Source organism: Vibrio sp. 10N.222.54.A3, assembly GCF_041474095.1.
GTDB classification, from domain to species: domain Bacteria; phylum Pseudomonadota; class Gammaproteobacteria; order Enterobacterales; family Vibrionaceae; genus Vibrio; species Vibrio crassostreae_C.
This window is the reverse complement of record NZ_JBFRTN010000021.1, coordinates 12,008-35,966: the sequence shown is the minus strand read 5'-3', so window position 1 is coordinate 35,966 and position 23,959 is coordinate 12,008. Positions and strand designations below refer to the sequence as shown.

General features: G+C 44.6%; 22 protein-coding genes and 1 pseudogene. 14 read left to right on the top strand and 9 right to left on the bottom strand.

Annotated features, from left to right (window positions below):
* Positions 1-84 precede the first annotated feature (84 nt).
* The 3 genes from AB4507_RS06180 (at position 85) to AB4507_RS06170 (ending at position 3,796) form a co-directional block, all read left to right on the top strand.
* Entirely contained in the window at positions 85-942 is an 858-nt protein-coding gene (locus AB4507_RS06180) for an ABC transporter substrate-binding protein (RefSeq protein WP_017066686.1), read from the top strand.
* Entirely contained in the window at positions 932-2,425 is a 1,494-nt protein-coding gene (locus AB4507_RS06175; protein WP_372182387.1) for a methyl-accepting chemotaxis protein, read from the top strand. Before AB4507_RS06180 ends, AB4507_RS06175 begins: the two co-directional genes overlap by 11 nt.
* Positions 2,426-2,635: 210 nt before the next feature.
* Positions 2,636-3,796: a multidrug effflux MFS transporter gene (locus AB4507_RS06170; RefSeq protein ID WP_372182426.1), complete on the top strand. Its 1,161-nt coding sequence runs from the start codon at positions 2,636-2,638 to the stop codon at positions 3,794-3,796.
* A gap of 64 nt (positions 3,797-3,860) precedes the next feature.
* Here AB4507_RS06170 and AB4507_RS06165 read toward each other — a convergent pair.
* Positions 3,861-4,816 (bottom strand): annotated as a pseudogene (locus tag AB4507_RS06165) (GlxA family transcriptional regulator).
* An 89-nt stretch (positions 4,817-4,905) separates the two neighbouring features.
* Between AB4507_RS06165 and AB4507_RS06160 the strand changes: the two are divergent.
* Positions 4,906-5,466 carry a cysteine hydrolase family protein gene (locus tag AB4507_RS06160; protein WP_372182386.1) on the top strand — a complete coding sequence of 187 codons (561 nt, stop codon included), beginning with the start codon at positions 4,906-4,908 and terminating at the stop codon, positions 5,464-5,466.
* A gap of 143 nt (positions 5,467-5,609) precedes the next feature.
* Here the strand turns inward: AB4507_RS06160 and AB4507_RS06155 are convergent, their stop codons facing one another.
* The 4 genes from AB4507_RS06155 to AB4507_RS06140 all read right to left on the bottom strand — a co-directional run bounded on the left by AB4507_RS06155 (position 5,610) and on the right by AB4507_RS06140 (position 8,959).
* Complete coding sequence (locus AB4507_RS06155; protein WP_372182385.1) at positions 5,610-6,968, bottom strand: Na+/H+ antiporter NhaC family protein; 1,359 nt, start codon at positions 6,966-6,968, stop codon at positions 5,610-5,612.
* Between the two features lie 189 nt (positions 6,969-7,157).
* Positions 7,158-7,922 (bottom strand): hydratase, encoded by a 765-nt coding sequence (locus AB4507_RS06150; protein ID WP_017069213.1) that lies wholly within the window; start codon positions 7,920-7,922, stop codon positions 7,158-7,160.
* A 206-nt stretch (positions 7,923-8,128) separates the two neighbouring features.
* Complete coding sequence (locus AB4507_RS06145) at positions 8,129-8,434, bottom strand: DUF3861 domain-containing protein (RefSeq protein WP_017069212.1); 306 nt, start codon at positions 8,432-8,434, stop codon at positions 8,129-8,131.
* 33 nt (positions 8,435-8,467) lie between these two features.
* Positions 8,468-8,959, bottom strand: coding sequence for a DUF2798 domain-containing protein (locus tag AB4507_RS06140; protein ID WP_017069211.1), 492 nt, complete (start codon positions 8,957-8,959; stop codon positions 8,468-8,470).
* Between the two features lie 97 nt (positions 8,960-9,056).
* Here AB4507_RS06140 and AB4507_RS06135 point away from each other — a divergent pair, with 97 nt between their 5' ends.
* Positions 9,057-9,482, top strand: coding sequence for a MarR family winged helix-turn-helix transcriptional regulator (locus AB4507_RS06135; protein ID WP_017060573.1), 426 nt, complete (start codon positions 9,057-9,059; stop codon positions 9,480-9,482).
* Positions 9,483-9,593: 111 nt separating this feature from the next.
* Here the strand turns inward: AB4507_RS06135 and AB4507_RS06130 are convergent, their stop codons facing one another.
* Entirely contained in the window at positions 9,594-10,655 is a 1,062-nt protein-coding gene (locus AB4507_RS06130) for an MBL fold metallo-hydrolase (protein WP_372182383.1), read from the bottom strand.
* Positions 10,656-10,842: 187 nt separating this feature from the next.
* Positions 10,843-12,627: an SgrR family transcriptional regulator gene (locus AB4507_RS06125; RefSeq protein ID WP_372182382.1), complete on the bottom strand. Its 1,785-nt coding sequence runs from the start codon at positions 12,625-12,627 to the stop codon at positions 10,843-10,845.
* A gap of 602 nt (positions 12,628-13,229) precedes the next feature.
* On the opposite strand from AB4507_RS06125, the gene rimK reads away from it, so the two are divergent.
* Together rimK and AB4507_RS06115 are read left to right on the top strand one after the other, a co-directional pair.
* Positions 13,230-14,135 (top strand): 30S ribosomal protein S6--L-glutamate ligase, encoded by a 906-nt coding sequence (rimK, locus tag AB4507_RS06120; RefSeq protein WP_004740040.1) that lies wholly within the window; start codon positions 13,230-13,232, stop codon positions 14,133-14,135.
* Between the two features lie 32 nt (positions 14,136-14,167).
* The gene (locus AB4507_RS06115) at positions 14,168-14,596 is read left to right on the top strand and encodes a RimK/LysX family protein (protein WP_004740039.1); all 429 of its coding nucleotides are present in this window, start codon (positions 14,168-14,170) and stop codon (positions 14,594-14,596) included.
* A gap of 146 nt (positions 14,597-14,742) precedes the next feature.
* Here the strand turns inward: AB4507_RS06115 and AB4507_RS06110 are convergent, their stop codons facing one another.
* Complete coding sequence (locus AB4507_RS06110) at positions 14,743-15,531, bottom strand: MBL fold metallo-hydrolase (protein WP_372182381.1); 789 nt, start codon at positions 15,529-15,531, stop codon at positions 14,743-14,745.
* A 369-nt stretch (positions 15,532-15,900) separates the two neighbouring features.
* Here AB4507_RS06110 and AB4507_RS06105 point away from each other — a divergent pair, with 369 nt between their 5' ends.
* From AB4507_RS06105 to AB4507_RS06075, 7 genes are all read left to right on the top strand, one after another.
* Positions 15,901-16,503 carry a 2OG-Fe(II) oxygenase gene (locus tag AB4507_RS06105; protein WP_017071587.1) on the top strand — a complete coding sequence of 201 codons (603 nt, stop codon included), beginning with the start codon at positions 15,901-15,903 and terminating at the stop codon, positions 16,501-16,503.
* A 305-nt stretch (positions 16,504-16,808) separates the two neighbouring features.
* Positions 16,809-18,101, top strand: a complete 1,293-nt coding sequence (locus AB4507_RS06100; protein WP_017064900.1) for an extracellular solute-binding protein — start codon at positions 16,809-16,811, stop codon at positions 18,099-18,101.
* Positions 18,102-18,343: 242 nt separating this feature from the next.
* Positions 18,344-19,225, top strand: coding sequence for an ABC transporter permease subunit (locus tag AB4507_RS06095; RefSeq protein ID WP_372182380.1), 882 nt, complete (start codon positions 18,344-18,346; stop codon positions 19,223-19,225).
* A 38-nt stretch (positions 19,226-19,263) separates the two neighbouring features.
* Positions 19,264-20,106, top strand: coding sequence for a sn-glycerol-3-phosphate ABC transporter permease UgpE (gene ugpE / locus AB4507_RS06090; protein WP_017067274.1), 843 nt, complete (start codon positions 19,264-19,266; stop codon positions 20,104-20,106).
* Positions 20,096-21,406 carry a sn-glycerol-3-phosphate ABC transporter ATP-binding protein UgpC gene (gene ugpC, locus AB4507_RS06085; RefSeq protein ID WP_017071584.1) on the top strand — a complete coding sequence of 437 codons (1,311 nt, stop codon included), beginning with the start codon at positions 20,096-20,098 and terminating at the stop codon, positions 21,404-21,406. The genes ugpE and ugpC overlap by 11 nt, the downstream gene beginning before the upstream one ends.
* Positions 21,407-21,462: 56 nt before the next feature.
* Positions 21,463-22,182, top strand: a complete 720-nt coding sequence (locus tag AB4507_RS06080; protein ID WP_102398602.1) for a glycerophosphodiester phosphodiesterase family protein — start codon at positions 21,463-21,465, stop codon at positions 22,180-22,182.
* A 160-nt stretch (positions 22,183-22,342) separates the two neighbouring features.
* Complete coding sequence (locus AB4507_RS06075) at positions 22,343-23,080, top strand: sulfite exporter TauE/SafE family protein (protein ID WP_372182378.1); 738 nt, start codon at positions 22,343-22,345, stop codon at positions 23,078-23,080.
* Between the two features lie 104 nt (positions 23,081-23,184).
* On the opposite strand, the gene AB4507_RS06070 is transcribed toward AB4507_RS06075, so the two are convergent.
* A complete protein-coding gene (locus AB4507_RS06070; RefSeq protein WP_017064906.1) occupies positions 23,185-23,958 on the bottom strand; it encodes a murein L,D-transpeptidase family protein in 774 nt (257 codons plus the stop codon).
* Between the last annotated feature and the right edge of the window lies 1 nt (position 23,959).

The following is a 23,959-nucleotide window of genomic DNA, read 5'->3' as shown; positions in this document are numbered from 1 at the left end:
CACAATGTGGCGTTAATTTCGTATCAAAATAGCACACGGTAACCGATATTACCGCCACTTAATCACACGCCTATAGAACCAAGAATGTTTCGCTCCATTTTTACTTTTTTGATACTTATTTTTAGTACTTGCCAAATAACTTACGCTGAACCTTTAAGATTGCCAGGTAAACCGAATGACAAAAAACTGCACCTTACTTTGGTTCAAGAAATTGTTAATCGCTCGAGCCGATTCGATGAAATCGAGTTTGTCTATCAAGCAACAGGGGAACCTGCTCAATCAAGAGTTATGGCGGATTTAGAGTCGGGAGAGATTGACCTTTATTGGTCAGCGACCAGTCTCGACATGGAAAAACGCTTTGCTCCAATATTGTTCCCTATATATCGAGGAATGCTTGGTATGCGAATCGGATTAATTCATGAAAAAGATAAACAATTACTCGCAAACGTAAGATCTAAAGCGGATTTCACGCGCTTTAAAGTTTGTTCAGGGAAAACATGGCCAGACACATTCATTCTTGATGCCAATGGTATAAAAACCGCTAAATCGCTTAAATATCCAAATATTTTTGAGATGATGCTTGCTGGTAATCGGTGCCACTTGTTTGCTCGTGGTGTCATGGAACCATTTGCAGAAATGCAATCATACCCAGAACTACCTTTAGCTGTTGATAGTCATGTCATGCTCCGCTATCGCATGCCATATATGCTCTTTGTCCAAAAAGAAAACACAGAACTTCAGCAACACATCACAGAAGTGGTTGAAGAAATTTTCGCTGATGGCACCTATGAGAAACTCTTTTTCGAAGACTCCGAAGTAAGAATGGCGCTCTCACGGGCCAACCTTTCAGAGCGAACTATTATCGATCTTGAAAATCCATATCTGACCGAAGACACCCGCTCTATCCCAGAAAAATATTTCTTTGATCCGCTTGCCAACTGAGTACATTTTTATGAACCAAATAACAAAAAAAATGGTTTTACTGATCGCTGCAGTGATGCTTATTGTTGCTGCTATCGCTTTGCCAATCCAATTTATGATTAACCAATCAAACGTTACTGATAAATCTTCACAAGAAATCCAGCGTATAACCTCTGAATTAAGTGTGATATTGCAAGAACCTGTTTATGCATACGATAAGACACTGATACTTAATATCATTGAAGCGTATTCAAATAATGACGTAATCGCAAACATTCAAGTGCTCGATCAAAATAACAACATATTAGGTAATGTTAATCCACGTGACATTGATGAATCCTCATCGATGGCTATTTCATGGGATTCATTGCCTATCGGTAAAGTTAATGTTGGTTTTAACCATGATGTGACGAATGCTAATTTAATGAACTCTATGCAACTTGCGATTAGTATTTTGCTTTGCATATTTATTGCTAGCCTGATTCTGATTTCCATAGTCCTCGATAGAAAAGTCGTCAGGCCCATCAAAAACATGGCTGATTCAATGAATGAAATTGCTTCTGGTGGAGGAGACCTCACTTCACGTGTTGCGGAAGTAGGCAATGATGAAGTCACATCACTTGCGAAAGCATTCAACCAATTCGTTGCTACTATTCAATCTATCATTCTCGAAACATCGAACACGACCAAACTGTTGGATAAGAGTGGCCACGGTATATCGCAACTACGTGATGAAATGAACCAACAAAGCCAACGACAATCTTTGTTAACTCAAGAAAGTTTGCACAGCATTGAGCAATTTGATTTAGCAACCAAAGAAATTGCTGTTCATACGGAAAATACGCTGTATCAATCAAATGATGCACTCGAGCTTTGTCAGCAAAGTGGTCACACAATCGATATCAATGAACGTAATATTGATGACTTGGTCGTAAGTCTGGAAAGTGCAGCGGAATGTGCGAATTCACTAAAAGTAAGCAGTGATGATATAGGTCGAGTGATTGTAGTCATCAAAGCGATTGCGGAACAAACTAATTTATTGGCATTGAATGCAGCTATTGAAGCGGCACGGGCCGGTGAGTCTGGCCGTGGTTTTGCGGTTGTTGCGGATGAAGTGCGCTCATTAGCGTCTAAAACCCATGATTCAACCAATGAAATTGAATCTATTATTGAACGCCTACAAAAAGAAGCAAACGAGTCATTTGTTGCAACACAGAGCTCGAAAGCTTTAGTGGAGCAAACAAAAACCAGCGCAGATAAAATACAGCAAGCACTATCGAGCATTATCTCTTCCGTAACGTCCATCAATGGCATGGTAGATTCTGTTGCATCCGCCTGCGAAGAGCAGTCAAACGTTAGTTCAAAAGTCGCAAATGACATGCAGTCTCTTGATAGTAGTGCAAAAGAACTAGTTAACGTGAATGACGATTTGGCAAACGTATCCAATGATATCTTGACGCAAACTACTGTCCTCTCCACTCAGATTGCTAAATTTAAGTTCTAAGTATACCCTCAAGCCAGCATAGGTACTTGCTGGCTTGAACCTTTCAACTCGATGTTAAACATTTAGAGGTCACAAATCCTTGCTGATTTTAGAGCTTTGAGATAACTAATCATACAAAACCTAAAGATACTATCACACCAATTAAAAACCTATTTTGGACAACGGAGAGCCACCTTGAAGAGACCACAACCAGTACTGGGAAAGACCGGTATGCTATTTTTTCTCGTCATAATAAGTGCTTTCCCTCCATTGACTATCGACCTTTACTTACCTGCGCTTCCGCAGATGGTCGAGGTGTTTAATACTTACCGATCCATGGTCAACCTAACCCTGAGCAGCTACTTCGTTACTTACGCCATCGGTCTTTTGTTCTGGGGGCCGCTCAGCGAAAAATTCGGTCGTAAGCCGATCCTATTAATTGGATTAGCGGGTTATATGGTCGCGAGCATATTGTGCGCGATGACCAATAGCATCGAACAGTTAATTGGTGCTCGTGTATTCCAAGCCTTTGCTGGTAGTGCTATCACCGTTATCGCTACCGCCATTGTCAAAGATCTTTATGATGGCAGAGAACGTGAAAAGATCATGGCGACTATCATGTCACTGGTGATCATCGCGCCAATGGTTGCGCCTGTATTTGGTGCCTTTCTACTGAAAATTGCGTCTTGGCGAATGATGTTCGTCACCCTCGCCATTTTTGGTGCATTTGCGTCAGTATTAGCTTGCTGCTATCGAGAAACGCTCGAAACCAAATACCAAGGTTCCATGTTCCGTTCATGGGGAAGAATGGGCGTGGTCATGAAAAACCGCTCGTTCCTCAAGCTACTGGTCATTTTCTCTATCATACCGATGGCGTTGATGGGCTTTCTTGCGGCGGGTTCTTATATCTACATCGATCACTTTGGATTGACCGAACAACAGTTTAGCTACGCGTTCGCATTCAATGCATTATGCGCCTCATTTGGTCCAACAATTTACATGAAGTTGTCCTACCGAATGCCGGTTCAAAAGGTCATCTCAGGATGTTTTGCTTTATTGGCGCTTGCGGGCATCTTCACCCTAACCATTGGCGACCTGTCCCCTTGGTTCTTTATGTTCATCGCTGCTCCAGCAACATTAATGGCGATCATCATGCGAGTACCGGGCACCAACTTAATGTTGAATCAACAAGATCATGACACGGGCTCTGCCGTCGCACTGATTCAGTTCTTCAGCATGATTTGTGGTTCGCTTGGTATGGTATTAGTTTCAATACGCCCAGAGTCACTGATTGAAAACCTAGGCTTTATTCAATTATCCATCGGTACGCTAGGCGGCCTGATGTGGTTAATGGTTAGAAACAAAGAGTTCGTGACGACGAAGCTGAATTAAGCCCCTCCAAGATAATCACTGACAGTACCAGTCGATAAGCCTGAGGAATGGTGACTAATAAAAATCATTCCTCAGATAGAAATCTAGAGCGAAACCTTGACGGTGTTAAACCTATGATTTCATAAAGATTTTTCGGAAGCTGTTTACGTCCTCATAGCCAACTAGATAACTAATCTGCTCAACTGGTTTATGGGAGCTTTCCAATAACTCGCATGCGCTTTGAATACGCACGTGTTGGATATAATTGATAGGCGTAAAACTGGTCGCCTTGGTAAATTGACGGATAAAGGTTCTTCGTGTCATGAAGGCTTCTTCCGCCAATTGATCGAGCGACAAAGGGAGATGATGATGCTTCTGAATAAAACGCTGCACCGACACAATCTTGTCATTGCCGTGAGCATAATTCGGCACAAAACTCTGATAGTAGCGCTGCTCTCTCAATCCCGTATCAAGCACTAGGTATTTACCGAGATTACGAGTATTGGTCGGCGTCGTATATTTAGTCAGGATAAACAGAGCCAGATCCATCCACGACATCAAACCACCCGCAGTGATAATGTCAGCGTCATCGATCAAGATTTTGTCGACATCAACATCGACCTCAGCATACTGCTCCGAAAACTGTTGCTGCGCTTTCCAATGCGTTGTCACGGTTCGTCCTTGCAACAAACCCGTTCCCGCCAAAATAAACACGCCTGCGCAAGCAGAACACAAGATCGCCCCACGTTGATGAGACTGCACAAGGTAGTCCAATAGCCCTTCATCTGGCTCTAAGTAGTAGCTGCCATCTAAGTTTGGCGGCACTAGAATAATGTCGGTCTTTGAGTTCTCAAGTGATTCGTTGGTCGACATAGACAAGTCGTCGTGAGGCTTAATTTCAACATGAAACTGAACCTGCTCATTGGAAGACTCAATGCTATTCGCCAACTGAAGAAACTCTTTCACTCCAAACACGGCACTTTGCAAAGAGCCTGGGTAGTCGATGATTTCGACCACAATTGATTTTGTCACTATTGCCATAAAGTCTGTCATTTTTGACGTGCGATAAAAACTACAGAGTATTCATAATATCCCTACACCGCAACACACCAAATACAAAGGTATAGACTATGAAGAACACTGCATTACTACTTATCGACTTTCAAAATGACTATTTCCCTTCATACGAGGGTGCAAAGTGGGCACTGTCTGAAACAGAAAAGGCAGCCGAAAAAGGTGCTCAGTTATTACAGGCTTTCAGAGACAAGCAACTTCCTGTGGTTCATGTACGCCATGAATTTCCGACCAACGAAGCACCCTTCTTCTTGCCAGATTCAGACGGTGCTCAAATCCACAACAGCGTGACTCCGCTAGAAGGTGAAACTGTTATCGTAAAGCATCAAATCAATAGCTTTAGAGATACTGAACTGAACAAGGTGCTAAAAGATCAAGGCATTGAGAAACTGATCATCGTTGGCGCAATGAGCCACATGTGTATTGATGCGGTGACTCGTGCAGCAACCGATTTAGGCTACGAATGTCACGTAGCGCATGATGCTTGCACAACCTTAGACATGGAATTCAACGGTATTAAGGTTCCAGCTGCGCATGTCCATGCAGCATTCATGGCAGCATTGAGCTTTGGCTACGGTAATGTTGCGACAGCCAGCGAGCTTGAAAGCCAACTTTAATAAAGCTCAAAACCGTCCACAATGGCGGTTTTGTCTATATTCAAATCAGAATTAGCTTCCAAACAATTCGTTCAGGCGCAAAAAAGGCCCCTGTCGGAGCCTTCTTATCAAAATCAGTGATCACTCAGTTTGGTCAATTACTACTAAGCGTTAGCCACTTTACGCGCTGGGTGTTTAATAAACACAGCGACTACAGCCACGATTGCAAGCGCGAAACAGTAGTAAGAGTTAGACACGATCTCTAGCGGCGATAGGTTAAACACAGAGCCTAATAGCAATACCTGAGCACCGTAAGGCAGTACGCCTTGAATCACACACGAGAAGATATCCAATAAGCTTGCAGAGCGGCGTGGAGATACATCGTTCTCTTCAGCTAATTGGCGAGCCACACTACCAGAGACAATGATCGCTACTGTATTGTTTGCCGTGCACATGTTCACCATAGACACCAAACCAGCAATACCCAACTCACTTGCGCGGCCATTCGCTTGCTTAGAGTGAGAAGAACCAAATGCACGAATCAAACCGCTCACTAAGTTAGTCAGAAACGCTAACCCACCTTGGCGACGCATCAGCTCACTCAAACCACCAATCAGCATCGACAGTAAGAAGATCTCTTGCATGTTGCCAAAGCCAGCGTAAATGTCTTGAGCGTAATCCGTCATACCGTAGTTCTCAACAGAACCTAGGCTCACCCCACCCGCTAGCAAGATACCGATCGTCAACACAACGAATACATTCATGCCCGATACCGCAAGGATTAGGATAGTGATGTACGGAAGGACTTTCAGCCATTCAATTGGGCCTGTTTCAGGAACTTGAGTTGCTGTGCTGTTGAAAGCAAAGATAACAATCGCGATAAGTGCAGCAGGAAGTGCAATACGGATGTTCTCTTTAAACTTGTCTCTCATCTCACAGCCTTGCGAGCGAGTCGCGGCAATCGTGGTATCAGAGATGATTGAAAGGTTATCACCAAACATAGCGCCACTTAGCACCACGCCAGCAGTCAGAGGAATGCTCATGCCTGCAGAGTCAGCAATGCCGAGTGCAACAGGAGCAACCGCAGCGATAGTACCCATAGATGTGCCCATTGCGGTCGCAATGAACGCCGAAATAAGGAAGATGCCCGGCAGGATCATGCTCGTTGGGATAGCAGATAGACCAAGGTTTACCGTCGCGTCCACGCCACCAGAAGCTTTAGCCACAGCAGCAAAAGCACCCGCCAATAGGTAGATCATACACATTGCAATAATGTCTTTGTGACCCACACCACCTAAGAAATGCTCGATCGCACGGTTCAATTTATCTTTGCTCAATAGCAGCGCTAACATCACGGCAGGAAGAGCCGCAATCGGAGCTGGAAGCTGATAGAAAGCAAAATCGACGCCTTGTAGCGACAGGTATGTACCCACGCCAATAAACAGCGCAAGGAAAACGATCAGAGGGATAAGCGCCACTGCTGAAGGGGCAATTACCGCGTTAGAATTTTTTGAATTGGACATGGAACGACAACACAATAGAACAGGAAGGAGAGCAGACTAATGTCACACTTAGAACTTGTCAACGTCTAGACGTCTAAACGCCTAATTTAATGCAAAGTAATAAGAACCCTATTGAGCATCACGTAATAAAAAAGGCTATTTACTCATCAGTAAACAGCCTTTCGATAACAGATAGTGCGCCGCTAGAAGTTAGCGTTTCTGCTTGAACGTCACTTGGTATTCGCCAATGCCTTCGTAGTGGAAGGTCGTTGGCTTATCGAATTCCATTTCCACGATACCGCAGTAAGAGCCCGTGATAATAGCTTCACCCGCTTGGAAATCGACACCACGACGCGTCATGTAGTTAATCAGCCAGTAAATTGGGCTTGGTGGCAGTGTATTCGGGTGCTTACCGTCGAATGCTTGAACTTGCTCGCCTTGAGTCACTTCAATACTGATCTCTGCAGAAGTGAACGCTTTTTCGCGATCAATCTCAGGGCCAATGAATAGACCTTGGTTTACTAGGCCATCGGCCAGTTTTTCATAGAACTCAGCGCCGCTGTCATCCGCAAAACGAGACTGCATTAACTCAAGTGCCATGTGACAAGAACCAATAGCTTCGTTGATTTGCTCTTCGCTGTAGCCTTCTTGGTTTGCAGGCAGACTCTTAGCAAGAGTAAATGCAATTTCAGGCTCAACACGCACTACATCGTTGTCTGCAAACAGTTCACAAACTTCGCCTTGTTGAACGCTGCCCGAGAAGATTGGCGCAACAACAAACTTGTCTTCAGCCAGAGGAAGTAAGCACTTCCAACCGCCGACTTTATCGCTTTTCAAATCGATCATTGAAGATTGGATCTTTAGCGCATCTTCCAAGTTATTCGGACGGTACTGTTCGTCCAATCTTGGTGCTTTGGTGCCAGCAACGCGACGACTCAACAGTTCTTCAGCTGCTTGTTTAAATACATTTGTCATATAATACCACCTTTAGTTTTATGACCAGTATAATATCGGATTTCTTAAAGCTTGAATAGACAATTCAACAACGGTGCTACACCGAAAATTCAGCCATCAATTTTCGCATATTCTAGACGCAAACAACTGAAATTATTTTGATTTAAAGACAACAAAAGCCAGTAAGTTCGTTACTGGCTTTTCGATGTGTTGCTGATGGTTAGGCTTTACTGCCCTTTCAAGGTCTTCTTAAGGTTTTGCATGAAGTCTCTGAAGTGAGGCATAAAATTAACAAACAGAGGATGCTTTCTATCTTGCATCATCAATGGGCCGAGTAAGCGGATACTCACGCCTAGTCGTGCTGCTGATTGCTCATCTAAGCCGCTGTCTTGTTTGATCTTCTCAACAATCGCGAACATGTTTTCTCTGTCTTCAATTTCAAACTGCATGGTTTGAAGTTCGCGGTCTTCTTTAACGCTCACTTCTTCAATAGTGATGCGGTAGTTATTGTGTTTGCCTGTAAATGCTTTCATGTGGATCTCCTACAATGCTGTGAAATGTTTTGGCTAGCTCTTCATGAATCGTTCTAGCTTAGGTTTAACCGTCATCGACATTACGACCATGATCGTAAGGCCAACAGGAAGCGCGGCAATAAATCCATTAAACCATCCACTGGTAAACGCCGATGTATCCGAAAATCCAATGTTATTTGCCGCTGTTACAAATGCCATCATGGACTCCATTATGAATGCCATGATCAGTCCTACGATCAGGTTGCGAACTTTCTCGCTATAAGTTGTGAACACTCTAGCAACGGCTTTGGTGACTAAAGCCATCATCACCGTGCCCATTGGCATCATGATCACGACAACAAGGGCTAACGAAGAAAGCCAGTTGCCAATAAATTCCTCGCCGAATCCGACATTCATGTAAGTCATCACAGCCGTTAAACTGCCGCCAATCGTCAGCATTAAGCTCATCATGACCAAAACTTTGTATAAAACCGGTGTGCCTTTTTGCTCAGGAAGAGTTGGCGTTAGAGTTGCTTGAATCGTCATATCTATTTCCTGTCTTGAATTTACGAACAATTAAGTTGATAATGTCAACTATAAATACAGTAGTTGATAATGTCAACTATATTTCTAAGGATCGTTTATGTCTGATAACACATCGCTAGAATCAATCTTTCGTCTAGTGCACTCTTTGAAACGTCAAATGAGCGAACAGATTGAGAGCTTAGACTCAGAGATCGCACCTATGAACATTCGTGTCATGAAGATCATTACTAAGAAGTCTCCATGTACCGCTATCGATATCGCACACTTCCTAGATCGTGATAAAGCACAGGTCACTCGGCTCATTAATGCCTTGATCAATCAGGAACTTGTGAAGAAGTCTCCGAACCCGGAAGACAAGCGCAGCCAGTTATTGGTTCTGACTGATAAGGGTCAAGAGATCATGAGTAAGGTCTCGGATATCGATCGAGACATGCTGAAGAGAATGACCAAAGGCATGGCCGAAGACGAGTTAGAACAATTCAGAAAAATTGCGAAGAAAATGGCGCAGAACTTAGAAAGCTGATCTTAAAAATAAAACTAAAATACGCCACCGAATCGTAAGATCGGTGGCGTTTCGTGTATAAGTTGGGTTGTACAGCTTAGTGGTTTAGCTATGTCTATTTGGATGACAGCTCTAATTCGATGCTAGTTTCCACCATGCCTGAACAGGTACAGGCTCTGAGATCACCAAACGTTCACCCATCACCGGGCTTACCATTTGTACATCTCGCTCTTTGCTAATCGCCAGTGCTTGTTCCATTGGGTCTTGCCAATCATGCATAGAAAGGTCGAAGGTACTGTTGTGGATTGGCATCATCACCTTACCTTGCAGATCAATGTGTGCCTGAACACTCTGTTCTGGAAACATATGAATATCGGCCCAAAGTGAGTTGTACGCACCCGTTTCTACCATGGTCAAATCAAACGGCCCGAAACGTTCACCAATCTCTTTGAAGCCATTGAAGTAACCAGAGTCACCACTAAAGAATACTTTCTTACCTGAAGCGTTAATCACCCAACTACCCCATAGGGTTTGGTCACGGTCAAGCAAGCCACGACCAGAGAAATGTTGGGTTGGAGTCAAAGTAAACTCGATGTCGGCAGCTATTGCTGATTCCCACCAGTTCAACTCAATGATCTTTGCTTTATCCACGCCCCACTTTTCCAACAGTGCGCCCACTCTTAATGGCACTAAGAATATCCCTACTTTGTCGGCTAATACCTTCACGGCACCTTTATCTAAATGGTCGTAATGATCATGGCTGATCACTACCACATCAATATCAGGTAATTCTTGTAGTGAAATTGGTGTTGGGTGGAAACGCTTTGGTCCCATCCATTGCACTGGTGATGCACGATCACTGAACACAGGATCGGTCATCACTAACTTGCCATCCAGCTTCATCATCACGCTTGAGTGACCTAAACGGTACGCAACATCTTGTTGTTCTTCGATCAATTGCTCGGCTGTCATTGGAATCAAAGGCAATTCAGCGCGCGGTACTGGCTCATTTCTTTCCACGGTTACGTAAGCTTTCAATATTGAAAAAATATCAGACATACCCGATTTGTATTCCAGTTCACTGTTAACAAACTTCTTCGGAAGCTTATCTAGATTGTCATTTGATTGTGAACCTGTGCTTACGATAGCGACCACGGCAAGTACTCCTAAAATCGGTAATAGATATTTTTTCATTAGTATCTCTTCATCGGTTGGGATAGACCCAACACATAAACTACACCGACTAGTTTACAAACCAAAACCAAAAAGTAAACCACAGAGTGTAATTTTTAATTTATCTAGACGTAAGCGTGTCAAAGTCGATTTTGGAAAAACCAACTTTGGCAACGAGTTAACTTAGTTATTTAGCTAGTAAGAAAGGTTAATCAGCAGACCATACATTCTTGAAATCTGGCCATCCCCAGTTGGTGATGGCTACGTTTTTAAGAATCCCTTGGAAACGAACGGTCTGTAAGTGATGGAACATAGGCACTAACCAATAATCTGAGATCAGAGTAGACGCTATAGGTTCTAGCTCTGCCAAGTAATTAGGCAGTTCCACGGATGCTTTATGACTATCCAAGCGCTGCTTGAGCCAATCGCTGTTCATCTCTCCCAAAGCAGAGTGCAAAACAGGATCGTTCATCATCCACGAGAACAGCGAAGACGGGGCATTATCATCGAGGTTGAGGTTACACAACACCAGATCCTCCTTTAACTCGCCACTCTGAGAGAGCTGCGCCAACTCTCGAAAACTGTAGGTGTTCACCTCAACGTCCACACCATATCGTTTGAGTATATCGGATACGCAAATCGCACATCGATACAACGCATAATAGTCGTAAACCGCAATACTCATCTTTTCCGGCAGTTGTGCTTCTTTCGAAGGCGTTCGATACAATTTCTTCCAACTTGGCAGTATATTTAGAGCTAAAGAGACACTAAACAAACCCTTGTTGTGTTCCAGCTGAGACAAAATCGCTTGTGGGTTGGTCAGTTCTGAAAGGTATTTGCGCTGCTCATTATTTAGTGGGCTAGCCGCTGAGTTCTGATTGAATAGGATAAACAGACACCCATCCTCGACTCGGCTACGAAGGCCGTCTGTGTCTGCTGAAACAAGTTCCGCATCGCTTTTGCCTAATTGATGGAAGCAAGAAGAATCTTCATAGGGCGATACGTGCATTTGGCTATCATCGAATCGAGCAGTGCCCGTCATTGATTCCTCAAACTGCCAGATGGTCACCTCATCGGTTAACGAGCGGCAACCATAATAGTGTTCAAATGCGGCGAGTTTGATTCGTTCATTGTTGGTCTCAACCACTTTAAATGGGCCGGTACCAATAACAGCATGGGACACAGAACTTAATGGAGACGGTTCACGGGTGACTTGCGCTGCGGGTTGAATCGAATATTTAACGCCAGCAAGTAAACCAGCAAAGCCGGTATCTGCTTTGGTGAGTTGAAAGCTAATCCTCAATGGCTGCTCACTGTAAACTGAAGCGACATGGGCGAGCTCTGTCTGATAGAAAGGTAAGGTTTGCAAAGCAGAAAACATCGAAACTAATTGCTTAGCATCCACAGGTTGCCCGTCATGGAAAGTAAGTCCCGGGCGTAGATAGAAAGTCCAAACGAGCTTTTCAGCATCATATTGCCAATGATGCGCCAGTTCAGGCTTTAACTCACCTTTACCATTACACGTCACTAGGCAGCTAAAAACCTGTCTGATCAAAAATCGTTCGCTACTGCGGTGTATATGGTGCGGAAACAAATCCTCAAACTTACGCTTATAGGTTAATTGAACGTGCAGCAGCCCTTCACGCATGGTCGCGCCGGAAGTTTCTTGCAGTAAAGAACCAAACACAGCGCGGTCATTATCCAATATGGAAAGTGCTTTTCCGTACTTGCCCTGCTCTATCAGTTTACTCGCAACATGCTGCGCCAACTCTGAATTGCTAAAACGCAGTGTTAAGTTAGAGCGTTGATTCCTGCCAACTTTTGGCTCCCACACCACCCATTCAGCTTGATGCATCTTACCAAGTAAGGTTCGAGCGTGACGCAAGCTTGTAAACAGCATATCCGCTACTTCGCCTAGGGTGACTGAATGAGAAATGTTTGGCTCGAACGACTCTAGCCGCGTGTAGTAACGCATCATGTTTAGATCAGACAAATAATGAACCTTTTAAAGATAGCTCTTCCTAATTAAGCCCATTATAAAACACATTAATCAAAAAGTAGTGTAATGCGACCAAAACAGGAACAACCAATAAAAATAACATCTGTTTTTTAGTTCCTCTTAATTGTCCATAATGAACGGGTCAGCAACAAACCATAGGTTGTAAATAAAGCCTAACCAGAGAGAGTAATGACCATGAGAAAATACTATCTTAACAAGCTAAAAAGCACCTGCAGTAAGCTCGAAAGAGAAGCACTACGAACACTTTTAGATCTATGTAACTGGCGTTATTAGTACACTTTTTAGCACCGAGTAAACGCGAGTTGGGTACAACCTAATATGCTCCTACCCCCAATATGAGTTAGGTCTCAACTCGCTTTTCCATTCCAATTCCCCTCTCAAGCCTGCTGTACCAATAGCTCACACAATCGATAAATTTCCGTTGTCGACTCGACAAATTTAATTCGTTTTCTTAGTTGAACGAAAAGCCTTAAGGTTCGCCCCGAAGCAAGCAAGGAGCCTCAGAAAAAACTGAAAGCTCAGCTAACAACTAATTTATTTGCAGTTACCAATCAGGTATTAACTAAGGAAACGCCATGCGTATCGCAATTCTTTCTCGCAACGAAAATCTATACTCTACCGCTCGTCTAAAGCAGGCTGGAGAAGCACGTGGTCATCAGGTCGATGTTATCGACACGTTGCACTGTGATATAGATATCGCGAGTAACAATCCGAAGATTCGCTACATGGGTGAAGAGCTACCTCAATACGATGCTGTTATTCCACGTATTGGCGCTTCCATTACCTTTTACGGAACTGCGGTTGTTCGCCAATTTGAAATGATGGGCACTTTTTGTATCAATGAGTCAGTAGCAATCAGTCGCTCTCGCGACAAACTGCGCTCACTACAACTGTTGTCTCGTAAAGGTATTGGCTTACCAAAAACAGGTTTCGCTAGCCGCCCAGACAAGATTCAAGACCTGATCAAAAACGTAGGCGGCGCGCCACTTGTGATCAAGCTTCTTGAAGGCACTCAAGGTATCGGCGTTGTACTAGCAGAAACAAACAAAGCAGCAGAAAGCGTTATCGAAGCGTTCATGGGCCTAAAAGCGAACATCTTGGTTCAAGAGTTCATTGAAGAAGCAAATGGCGCAGACATCCGTTGTTTTGTTGTTGGCAACAAAGTAATTGCTGCAATGAAACGCCAAGCTGGTGAGGGTGAATTCCGCTCTAACCTGCACCGTGGCGGTACTGCTCAACTGGTTAAACTAACCAAAGAAGAGCGCGCAACAGCAATCAATGCAGCGAAAATCATGGGACTAAACCTATGTGGTGTAGATATTCTACAATCTAAGAACGGCCCAGTGGTAATGGAAGTAAACTCTTCTCCAGGCCTAGAAGGCATCGAGAAAGCAACGGGTAAAGATGTAGCAGACATGATTTTCGAATTCATCGAGAAGAATGCAAAACCAAACGCTAACCGTACTCGTGGCAAGGGCTGATTGAATACCGATAACTCATGATTGGAAAGAAAATGAACAATAAAATGATCATAGGGAATACCGAAGCACTTTGCTTACCAGAGTTAGGGATAACTGGACTACATACACGTGTTGATACAGGGGCTAAAACCTCTTCTCTACACGTAGACAATCTACTATGTGTTAAATCAAATGGTGAGAAATTCGTAGAGTTCGACCTTCACCCAGACGTTTATCACCTAGAAGAGACGGTGCGCTGCAAGGCGAAACTGAAAACAAGTAAGAAAATTAAATCATCTAACGGCGAAGTTGAACACCGTTGCGTGATTGAAACCATGCTAAGAATCGGTGGCCAACAATGGCCGATCGATATCACGCTAAGCAACCGTCAAGACATGACTTACATGATGTTGCTTGGACGTCAAGGCATGAGTGACAAAGTGATTGTTGACCCTGCGGGTGAATTCCTGCTGACTCACTAATCCGAGTCATCGTAACCGCTCCACAGGTTATAACTAAAGCTACTCACAACGATATAAGGCCAGTCTCATGACTGGCCTTATTGCTATCTATTTTTCTATTTCTACTTTCAGCTCTGAATACACGACTTTGCATTCAAGCTTCTGATCTATTTCTTCGATTTACCATGAGATTGAAAACCAAATCGCCCAATCGATAAAAGTAATTTCTTGGTTTTGATTTTCGTCACTCGCCAATGTGTAACAGGCCTTCTTGGGGCACTCATCAGCAGGTGTTCAAAAGCCTTCTGACTGAAATCGACTTGCCCACCGTGCGCCACCAGCAAGGTATCGAGCTGCATGTCATAAATGCGCGATACAGACGCTCGATACTTATTAGGGTGAAAGATAGGAAACGGCGGAATCAGCTTCTTCTTAACCTCGACCATTAAATCGGCCACATAAGCCACGCTGTGTGATGGGCAATAGACCGAGAGATCACGGTCGGTATGGCCCGGTGTTTCAAGAACCAACCAATCATCAAACCCTGGAATACTATCCCCATCAGACAGCTTGTAGTCCGGCTTTAACTTTCTTGAATACCATAGGTTTGCTTTAGGCTTGCCTGAGCGGTTCGCCATCCACCTAGCAAGCGCTAAGTCGGTCAGGTGCATCAAAATGCCATCGATGCCGTGATACCAATCTTTGTCTCTGTTTGCTGCCACCAAATGACAATTAGTCAGCTTTCTGAGCGTATGCGCTGCCCCTGCGTGGTCCGGATGCATGTGTGTAACAACCACAGTATGTAGGTCGCTAAATTCACGGCCAAGCTCATCTTCAATGAAAGCCCTAAGATGAGGAATATCCGCACGGCACGCACCATCAAGTAACAGCAACCTATCTGGGTACTCTACGAGATACATGTCTTGGATATAGCCTTTGATGGTATGCAGCTGCAAAACCGCTCCTTGTGATAAAACAACTGGTCAGACCTATACAATAGCAAATTCAACTTCAATTGTGATCATTTTGTTAAAGACAACAATCTAAAACCGGATAGAGAACCCGAATCAAGATTTCTATTGGTATTGACTCAATTACTCAATTCCAATTCAACTCAGTGCACAGGAACAAATTCCAAAGATTGCCATCAATTTCATCCGATATTTTTCAGCATTATCGAATGCCCGCATTGCCGTAAACCTTACTCTATAGGCCTTGCTACTCTAGCCTCCACATGTTTTATCGTGACGACAAAACATGTGATTTGTTGGCCTGAGTTATTAGGACTATATATGCGCCTCTAATTTATTGTCTGAGTGCTATACATGAACCAATTAATCGATGCTCTTTCTACCCAAGGTTATTTCGTTTGGGATGACTTCTTAACTCAAGAAGAAGTGGTGGCATTGAGGGATTGCATTCCAGAGAACTGGAAAAAGGCTAGGATTGGCCGTAACGATGAAGTAACGCGAGAGTCGACCATTCGTAGTGACAAGATTCAATGGGTGCGCCGCGATATGGGTCAGCCAGCATCTCTGTTCCTAGACAAAATGGAACAAATTCGTTTAGCGGCAAACCAAGCGTTCTTTTTGGGTCTGTTCGAGTACGAAGCGCACTTTGCTAAATACGAAAAAGGCGACTTCTACCAGAAGCACTTAGACTGTTTCAAGGGCAATGAAAACCGCCGCCTAACCACTGTGTTCTATATGAATGATGAGTGGACAGAAGAAGACGCTGGTGAACTTGTGGTTTACGACCTAAAAGACAACCACATCGCGACCATTCCACCAAAGTCAGGCCGCTTATTTGTGTTCTTATCTGAACAGTTCCCACACGAGGTACTGCCGACAAACACAGAGCGATTCAGTATTGCAGGTTGGTTCCGTATTAACGGCGTGAAAGACAACCAACTCGATATCGCACACTAGAACAAAGCCGATTATAACAAGCTCTAGCTTATTCAAAGCCTCTCCTTCGAGAGGCTTTTTTATGGAACAAATATTGAGCGAGTATTGAACAACATACCTCTTAAAAACCGCACGCAATAAATATTAAAACCATCAATAACTTTTCTCTTAAATGAAATCGAAATGAATCTTTCATATCAGTGAAACGGTTTAGCCACTTAAGTGAAATACGCCCTGTTCAAGATAGCTTCAAACGACACCCCTACCGTCTCGTTAACACTCTAATCCAATACCTCGACATCGATTTCATCCAAAAGGAAATGAAGATGAATAAGCTAATTTTGGCAGGCGTTCTTTCTGCGACAGCGGCAATGCCAGCGTTCGCAACGACTCAAGTCACTTGGTGGCACGCAATGGGCGGCCAGCTTGGAGAAACAGTAAACAAAATTGCGACCGACTTTAATGCGTCACAAGATGATTACGAGATCACGCCAATCTACAAAGGTTCATACACAGAGACCTTAACAGCCGGTATCGCGGCATACCGAGCAGGTGAAGCACCCAATATTCTGCAAGTCTTCGATGCAGGCGCAGCAACCATCATGAACGCGAAAGACGTCGCGAAACCGGTACAGGATATTCTGGTTGAGTCGGGTTACAACTTTAATTCAAACGACTACCTAGCGGGCGTTCGTAACTTCTATGCCGACAACCAAGGCAAGATGGTTGGTATGCCTTTCAACAGTTCGACACCGGTTCTTTACTACAACAAAGATCTTCTCGCGGAAGTGGGTGCAGACGCGCCTAAAACTTATGAAGAACTAGAAGTGGTCGCTAAGAAACTGAAGGCTGAAGGACACATCGCGTTTTCTCAATCTCTGACGCCGTGGATCATGTTTGAGAACTTTAAGTCTCGCCACAACCTGCCAGTCGCAGATCAAAACAACGGCTACGATGGCTTGTCCACTAAGATCATGTTCAACACCAAAGACATGATGATGCACGTTAGCAAGATGAAAGAGTGGTCAGATCTAGGTTACTACAAGTATTACGGCAGCGACTGGGATGCAAACCAAACCCCTTTCGAGCGCCAAGAAGTGGCGATGTGGATGGGTTCTTCAGGCTCATTCGGTGGCTTACGTAACCGCGTACCTTTCGAACTCGGCACCACATACCTTCCATACTGGAAATCGGTTAACCCAGACGCAGGCTTAACCTTCATTGGCGGCGCAGCTCTGTTTGCACTCAATGGCCATGACCAACAACAAGACAAAGGTGTCGCAGCGTTCTTTGATTACCTGACTAAGCCTGAAACTCAAGTCTACTGGCACAAAACCACTGGTTATGTACCTGTAACAACGGCTGCCTATGAGCTAGCGAAAGAGTCTGGCTACTACAACGAACAACCAGATGCAGAAGTGGGCGTTAAGCAGCTAAGCCTAAAATCGGGCGAATGGACTAAGGGCTACCGCTTAGGTTACTACCCTCAAATTCGTGAAGTGATGCATCGTGAGTTCGACAATATCTTCGCTGACCGCTCTAGCGTCGAGAATAGCCTAGATAAAGTCGAAGATGAGAGCAGCAAACTGCTGAAACGCTTCGCTCGTACGATGAACTAATTTGGCTTTTTAACCAAAGCAGATTACTGAGCTAAAGGCTTAACAAACCAAAGCCGTTCATTGCTCCTCACCACTTGTCACTGCGTCATTAAAAACGTAATGGCAAGGAGTGAGGAGATTCTTCACTAGCGCCATTTCTTGCTCCAAAAACTACAACTCAACTGGATGCATTCCTTTGCTATAGCGCTAGTGCTCACCGTAACTAACAGTGATAACAGTCACTAATTTTTGGGGATTACCCTGTGGAACGACGTCAGCAATTCTTTCACTCTCCGCTGCCTTACCTATTTTTGGCGCCTCAGATACTCATCATTGCGGTTTTCTTTATCTACCCAGCGGCAAAGGCAGTTTACCTGTCCTTCATGCTAGAAGACCCTTGGGGCACCTCTTCCATCTTCGTGTGGTTCGAAAACTATCAGATGCTATTCGAATCGAGCGAGTATCTGAACTCGATTGGCTTCACATTAATGTTCGCAATCGTGGTCTCTTTCTTATCGCTTGCCTTAGCGCTGCTGCTCGCGGTTAAAGCCGACAACATCATTCACGGACAAGGCGCTTACAAGGTCACTCTTACTTGGGTTTACGCGGTTGCTCCTGCGATTGCAGGCGTAATCGGTGCTTTCTTGTTTAACCCACACATTGGCGTGTTTACCGAGATATTTGCGGTTATAGGCTGGGACTTTAGCTTCCAAACCGACCCTTTAGATGCCACGTTTGCTCTGGTTTTGGTTTCGGTTTGGAAACAGGTTTCGGTGAATTTCATCTACTTTCTGGCTGGGCTTCAATCGATCTCTTACGCCGTAAAAGAAGCGGCGATGCTCGATTGCGTCAGCGACTCAAAACGTTTCTGGACCATTACTTTCCCGCTACTCGCACCTACAGGCTTCTTTCTTCTGGTCATCAACCTCACCTACTCGTTCTTTGAAACCTTTGGCGTGATCGACACCATGACCAATGGCGGCCCAGGTGGCGGCACAACGTCGTTGGTGTACAAGGTGTATCGAGACGGGGTTGTTGGCGCAGATTTAGGCGGCAGCTCTGCGCAGTCAGTTGTGTTGTTGCTACTGGTACTCACTCTTACATTTATCCAGTTTCGCGTTGTAGAAAAGCGTGTTCACTACTAGCCCACCACAGCTAGGTTTTAACGCGACAGGAGTTATTTATGAAAAGTAATAAGGTCTATGACCACCTAATTCTAATTGCTGGGATGCTGTTCATGTTGGTCCCTATCTGGCTAATCTTCGCCAGCTCGACGCATAACCCGAACACCATTGTCAGCGAAGGCCTGCAATGGGTACCAGGCGATAACTTTACGGCCATTTATAGCGAAGCTTGGAACAAAAGCATGGGCTTCAGTGGCGAAGTCACCGCCAGCAAAATGATCGCCAACTCGATGATCATGGGGCTAGGTTTTGCGATCGGTAAGATCATCATTTCGATGATGGCCGCGTATGCTTTGGTCTACTTCAGACTGCCTTATGCTACAGCTTGGTTCTGGTTGATCTTCGTGACGCTTTTGCTGCCATTAGAAGTGCGCATTATCCCTTCCTATGAAGTTGTCGCAAGGCTTGGGCTGCTTAATAGCTACACAGGTTTAATTCTGCCTTTGATCGCCTCAGCCACCGCGACGTTCTTTTTTAGGCAGTTCTTCAAAACCATCCCCGATGAATTGTTAGAAGCCGCTCAGCTAGATAACGCAGGTCCGTTTCGATTCTTTGTCGACATCTTATTGCCACTGTCTAAAACCATGATTGCCGCAATCTTCATCATCATGTTTGTGGTGGGTTGGAACCAATATCTGTGGCCAATCATGATGACCACGGACGAAGGCTACAACACCATCGTGATGGGCATCAAACAAGTACTCAACAACATCAATGAAACCAGTTTACCGCGCTACGACTATGTTTTTGCCATGGTGATTTTAGCTATGTTGCCACCCGTTTTAGTAGTGGTTGTATTTCAGCGTTGGTTTGTAAAAGGGCTAGTAGAAAGTGAAAAATAATAACGACACAACTCAAATGAACGATAACCGCATTCAATCACTCGCTGAGTACAAGATATCTCACCTGCCTTCTCACCAAGCTATCCACAAAAATACAGAGGACACCCCGATGCCAAAGTTAAAACAAACGTTAGGGCACACCCAAGCCACTCACAACCATACGCACAAAGCACCTACCATGTTAGGCATCAAAAACTTGGTAAAGACTTATGAGAATGGTCATCGTGCAGTGAAAGATGTCTCGCTTGAGATCGAAAAGGGTGAATTTCTTGTATTGGTTGGCCCATCGGGCTGCGGCAAGTCTTCTATCCTACGTTCAATTGCGGGGTTGGAAAGCATCTCTGGCGGAGAGATTCACTTAGGTGGCCGCCGTGTTGATAACGAAAAGCCAGCTCAACGAGATATCGCAATGGTCTTTCAAAATTACGCACTCTACCCTCACATGACGGTATACAAAAACCTCGCTTATGGTTTAAAGAACCGAGGTGTCAGCCAACACGTAATTGAAGAGAAGATTGAGAAAGTCGCCAAGACACTAAAGATCGAAGAGTACCTAGACCGCAAGCCAGCCAAGCTTTCGGGTGGTCAGCGCCAGCGCGTTGCTATGGGACGAGCGATTGTACGCGACCCTCAACTGTTCCTGTTTGACGAGCCTTTGTCTAACCTAGATGCCTCATTGCGCGCTCACATGAGGTTAGAAATCAAAAAGCTACAACGCGAGCTAGGCGTAACCAGTATTTACGTGACTCATGACCAAGTCGAAGCCATGACACTGGCAGATAGAATCGTGGTTCTCAACAAAGGTCAGATAGAACAAGTCGGCACACCAAGAGAAGTTTACCACCAGCCTGCCAGTACCTTTGTGGCAAGCTTTATTGGCAGCCCCGCGATGAACTTCCTAACTGCCACGCTCGATGATGGCTATCTTGAAATCGGTGATCAACAAATGTACCTGCCAGAGTACGCGCACGTTAAGAACGCGACTATCACGCTTGGCATTCGCCCTGAACACTCTGAGGTTTGTTCCGAATTAAAAATGAACACCTTGCCTCTCGAACTGCGTATCAGTGTGGTTGAGCCATTGGGGCCGAATCAATTGGTTCATGGCCTGGTGAACGACCAACCCTTTATCGCCGTCACGCCAGAAACGACACTATGCCAAGTACTGCCGCTCGGATTAAGCATTGATAAATCTAACCTGCATATTTTTGACAGTCGTGGAAAGCGTATTCAGCCGAATAACTTTACTTCACAAGAGTCACGCGAAGAGACGACAAGCATAACGACGGCCCTCGCTTAATCGAGTACACTGATATTTCATGCGTTTTTACGGTGCGTCTTTAAGAAGGATTAATTATGTCGTCTATCATCGTAGGTCATCGGGGTGTAGCAGGTACTCACCCAGAAAATACCAAAGCAAGCATTGAACAAGCCGCTAAACTCGGCTTGAAATGGATTGAAGTAGATATTCAGCCAACTCAGGATGATCAACTTGTGGTTTGTCACGACCACACCCTTGAGCGCTGCAGCGATGGCAAGGGGCGTGTCGACGAACACACCCTTGCAGAACTGCGTCAGCTTGATTTTGGCAGTTGGAAGTCTGAGCAGTTCGCAGGTGAAAGAATATTAACGTTGGAAGAGTTGCTCGCGCTTGCTGAACAGCATGATCTCAGCGTGAATTTAGAGATCAAAGTCGACAGTCGACATCAAGCGCCTCATGTCGTTGATTTGCTGCATACCGAGTTGATTCGTTCAAATCTAGACACCGACAGAGTGCTGCTTTCAAGTTTCAGCCATCAAGTCGTTTCTGAAATGGCTCGTCACCTGCCGAGATACCGCGTAGGTCTGATCACCGAGCAACTGACTCAAGCCGACTTGATGTTGATTGACGAGGTTAAAGTGTTCAGCTGTCACATGAACTACGAGCATGTGAATCAGAGCGATCTTGATACACTGAGTGAAGCAAACATTCAAACTTGGTGCTACACAGTAAACGATCCGTCTCACTTCAAATTCATCTCAAAAGTAGATGCCGTATTCACTGATTTTCCGAATCAATTTACCTCTATAAATTGACCAAACAAATACCGCAAAAACAACCCCGAGAGACTTTAAAATTAACTCTCGGGAAACCTTAAAATTAGGTAGCAAACACAAGTGAGTAGGAGTACATTCCGCTACTCACTTGGTTTCATTAGCTCGCTCTATACAGACAGCTTCATTGGTTACTTAATTTATGGATCTCATTTTTAGTCCAACCTTCCCAATTTTGGGTGCAATCTTCATTTTCGCCGCTATTGTTCGTGGCTTCTCAGGTTTCGGTTTCACCTTAGTGGCATTGCCATTAAGTGCGTTATTCGAGCCTGTTATCGAACTGGTTCCCGTCTTCATGTTGATCGATCTCCTAGGCAATGTTCAATTACTGCCTAAAGTTCGAAAGCATGTTAACTGGCGCTGGGTTTTAAAGGTATTTATCCCTTGTTTTGCCTTCACACCAGTCGGCTTACTTCTGCTTAAATCCGTTAGCCAAGACACGATCATCTTGATCATCAGTGCCTTCATTTTTGCGTCTGCACTTATGATCTACAAAGGTTTCCAGTACAAAAGCGAACCTACATTTACTCCCTATATTCTAGGAAGCCTTGCGGGTGTAATGAACGGCGCGGCTTCGATGTCAGGGCCTCCAATTGGCACTCATGCATTAGCAAGCCCAGTCGCTCCGCACATTGCCAGAGCAGGCCTGATAGCCTTCTTTGTATTGGCTGATTCCACTGCGTTTGTTTCGGCATCTATCGCTGGGTTAGTCGACCGCGATGTAGTTTGGCTGACTCTCGCGCTTCTACCAAGCAGCATGTTTGGCGGTTATGTGGGTTCTAAACTGTTCGAAAGATTTGGTGGAGCGAAGTTTAAGCCAGTCACCATTGCATTGCTGATTGTGATTGCAATATTCAGTGCAGGTCGAGTCTTACTGTAACGGCTTTAGCGTTTAATTTTGGACGTTGCTTTTACGAATTGGTTTCGCGAATTGATTGCGCTAATTGACTGCGGAAAGTGATTAAGAAAACTGGGTACCAATGACTACCATTCGATATGGATAGGGGTACCCATTTTTACAAGTTGGAGAAACTCATCCATATCTTGATTGGTTAACGCGATACAGCCATCCGTCCAATCAAAACTTTGAATAAAGCTCGGCGAACGACGCTCGCCGTTTTTGATGCCATGGATTTTGATGTTTCCTCCAGGATCTACATCATTTTGCTCTGCCCATTGCATATCCGAAGGTTGCGGATAGTTAATATGTACTGAGCGATAAAAGTCCGACTCTTCCATCACATAATCGAGCTGGTATTCCCCTTCCGGCGTTCGGTTGTCCCCTTCAAAGCGTTTATGCCCTTTCGGTTGTTTGCCTAGCGCAATACGAAACTCCTGAATCACCTCTTCACCTTTTAGCAGATACATCCTACGTTTCGATTTATCGACTTTAACTAACGTAACCACTTGCGACAGCGAATCTATCTCAGATGCGCTATCCGGTACGTTGTAAAACTGTCGAGAGGAACTTTGAGGTGGACGTTTCGATGACCCTTGAGAAAACTGAGCTACCTTTTCATCAGGGCTACTGTTAAGAACATCATCCACAATAATCACATGCTCGGAGTTTGAGCTCGTGGAAGAGGTTGAGTTAGATGAAGACGTTGAGACACGTTGAGAATGAGCCGGTGCAGACTCGAATACGATGGTTTCGATAGCGGTCGCGTCAGAGACTATTTTCTCGACCACGACTTGCTCAGCATTCGCGTTCGAAGCCACAAACAGTAAACACAGTGATAAAGGCAGAAACAGACGCACC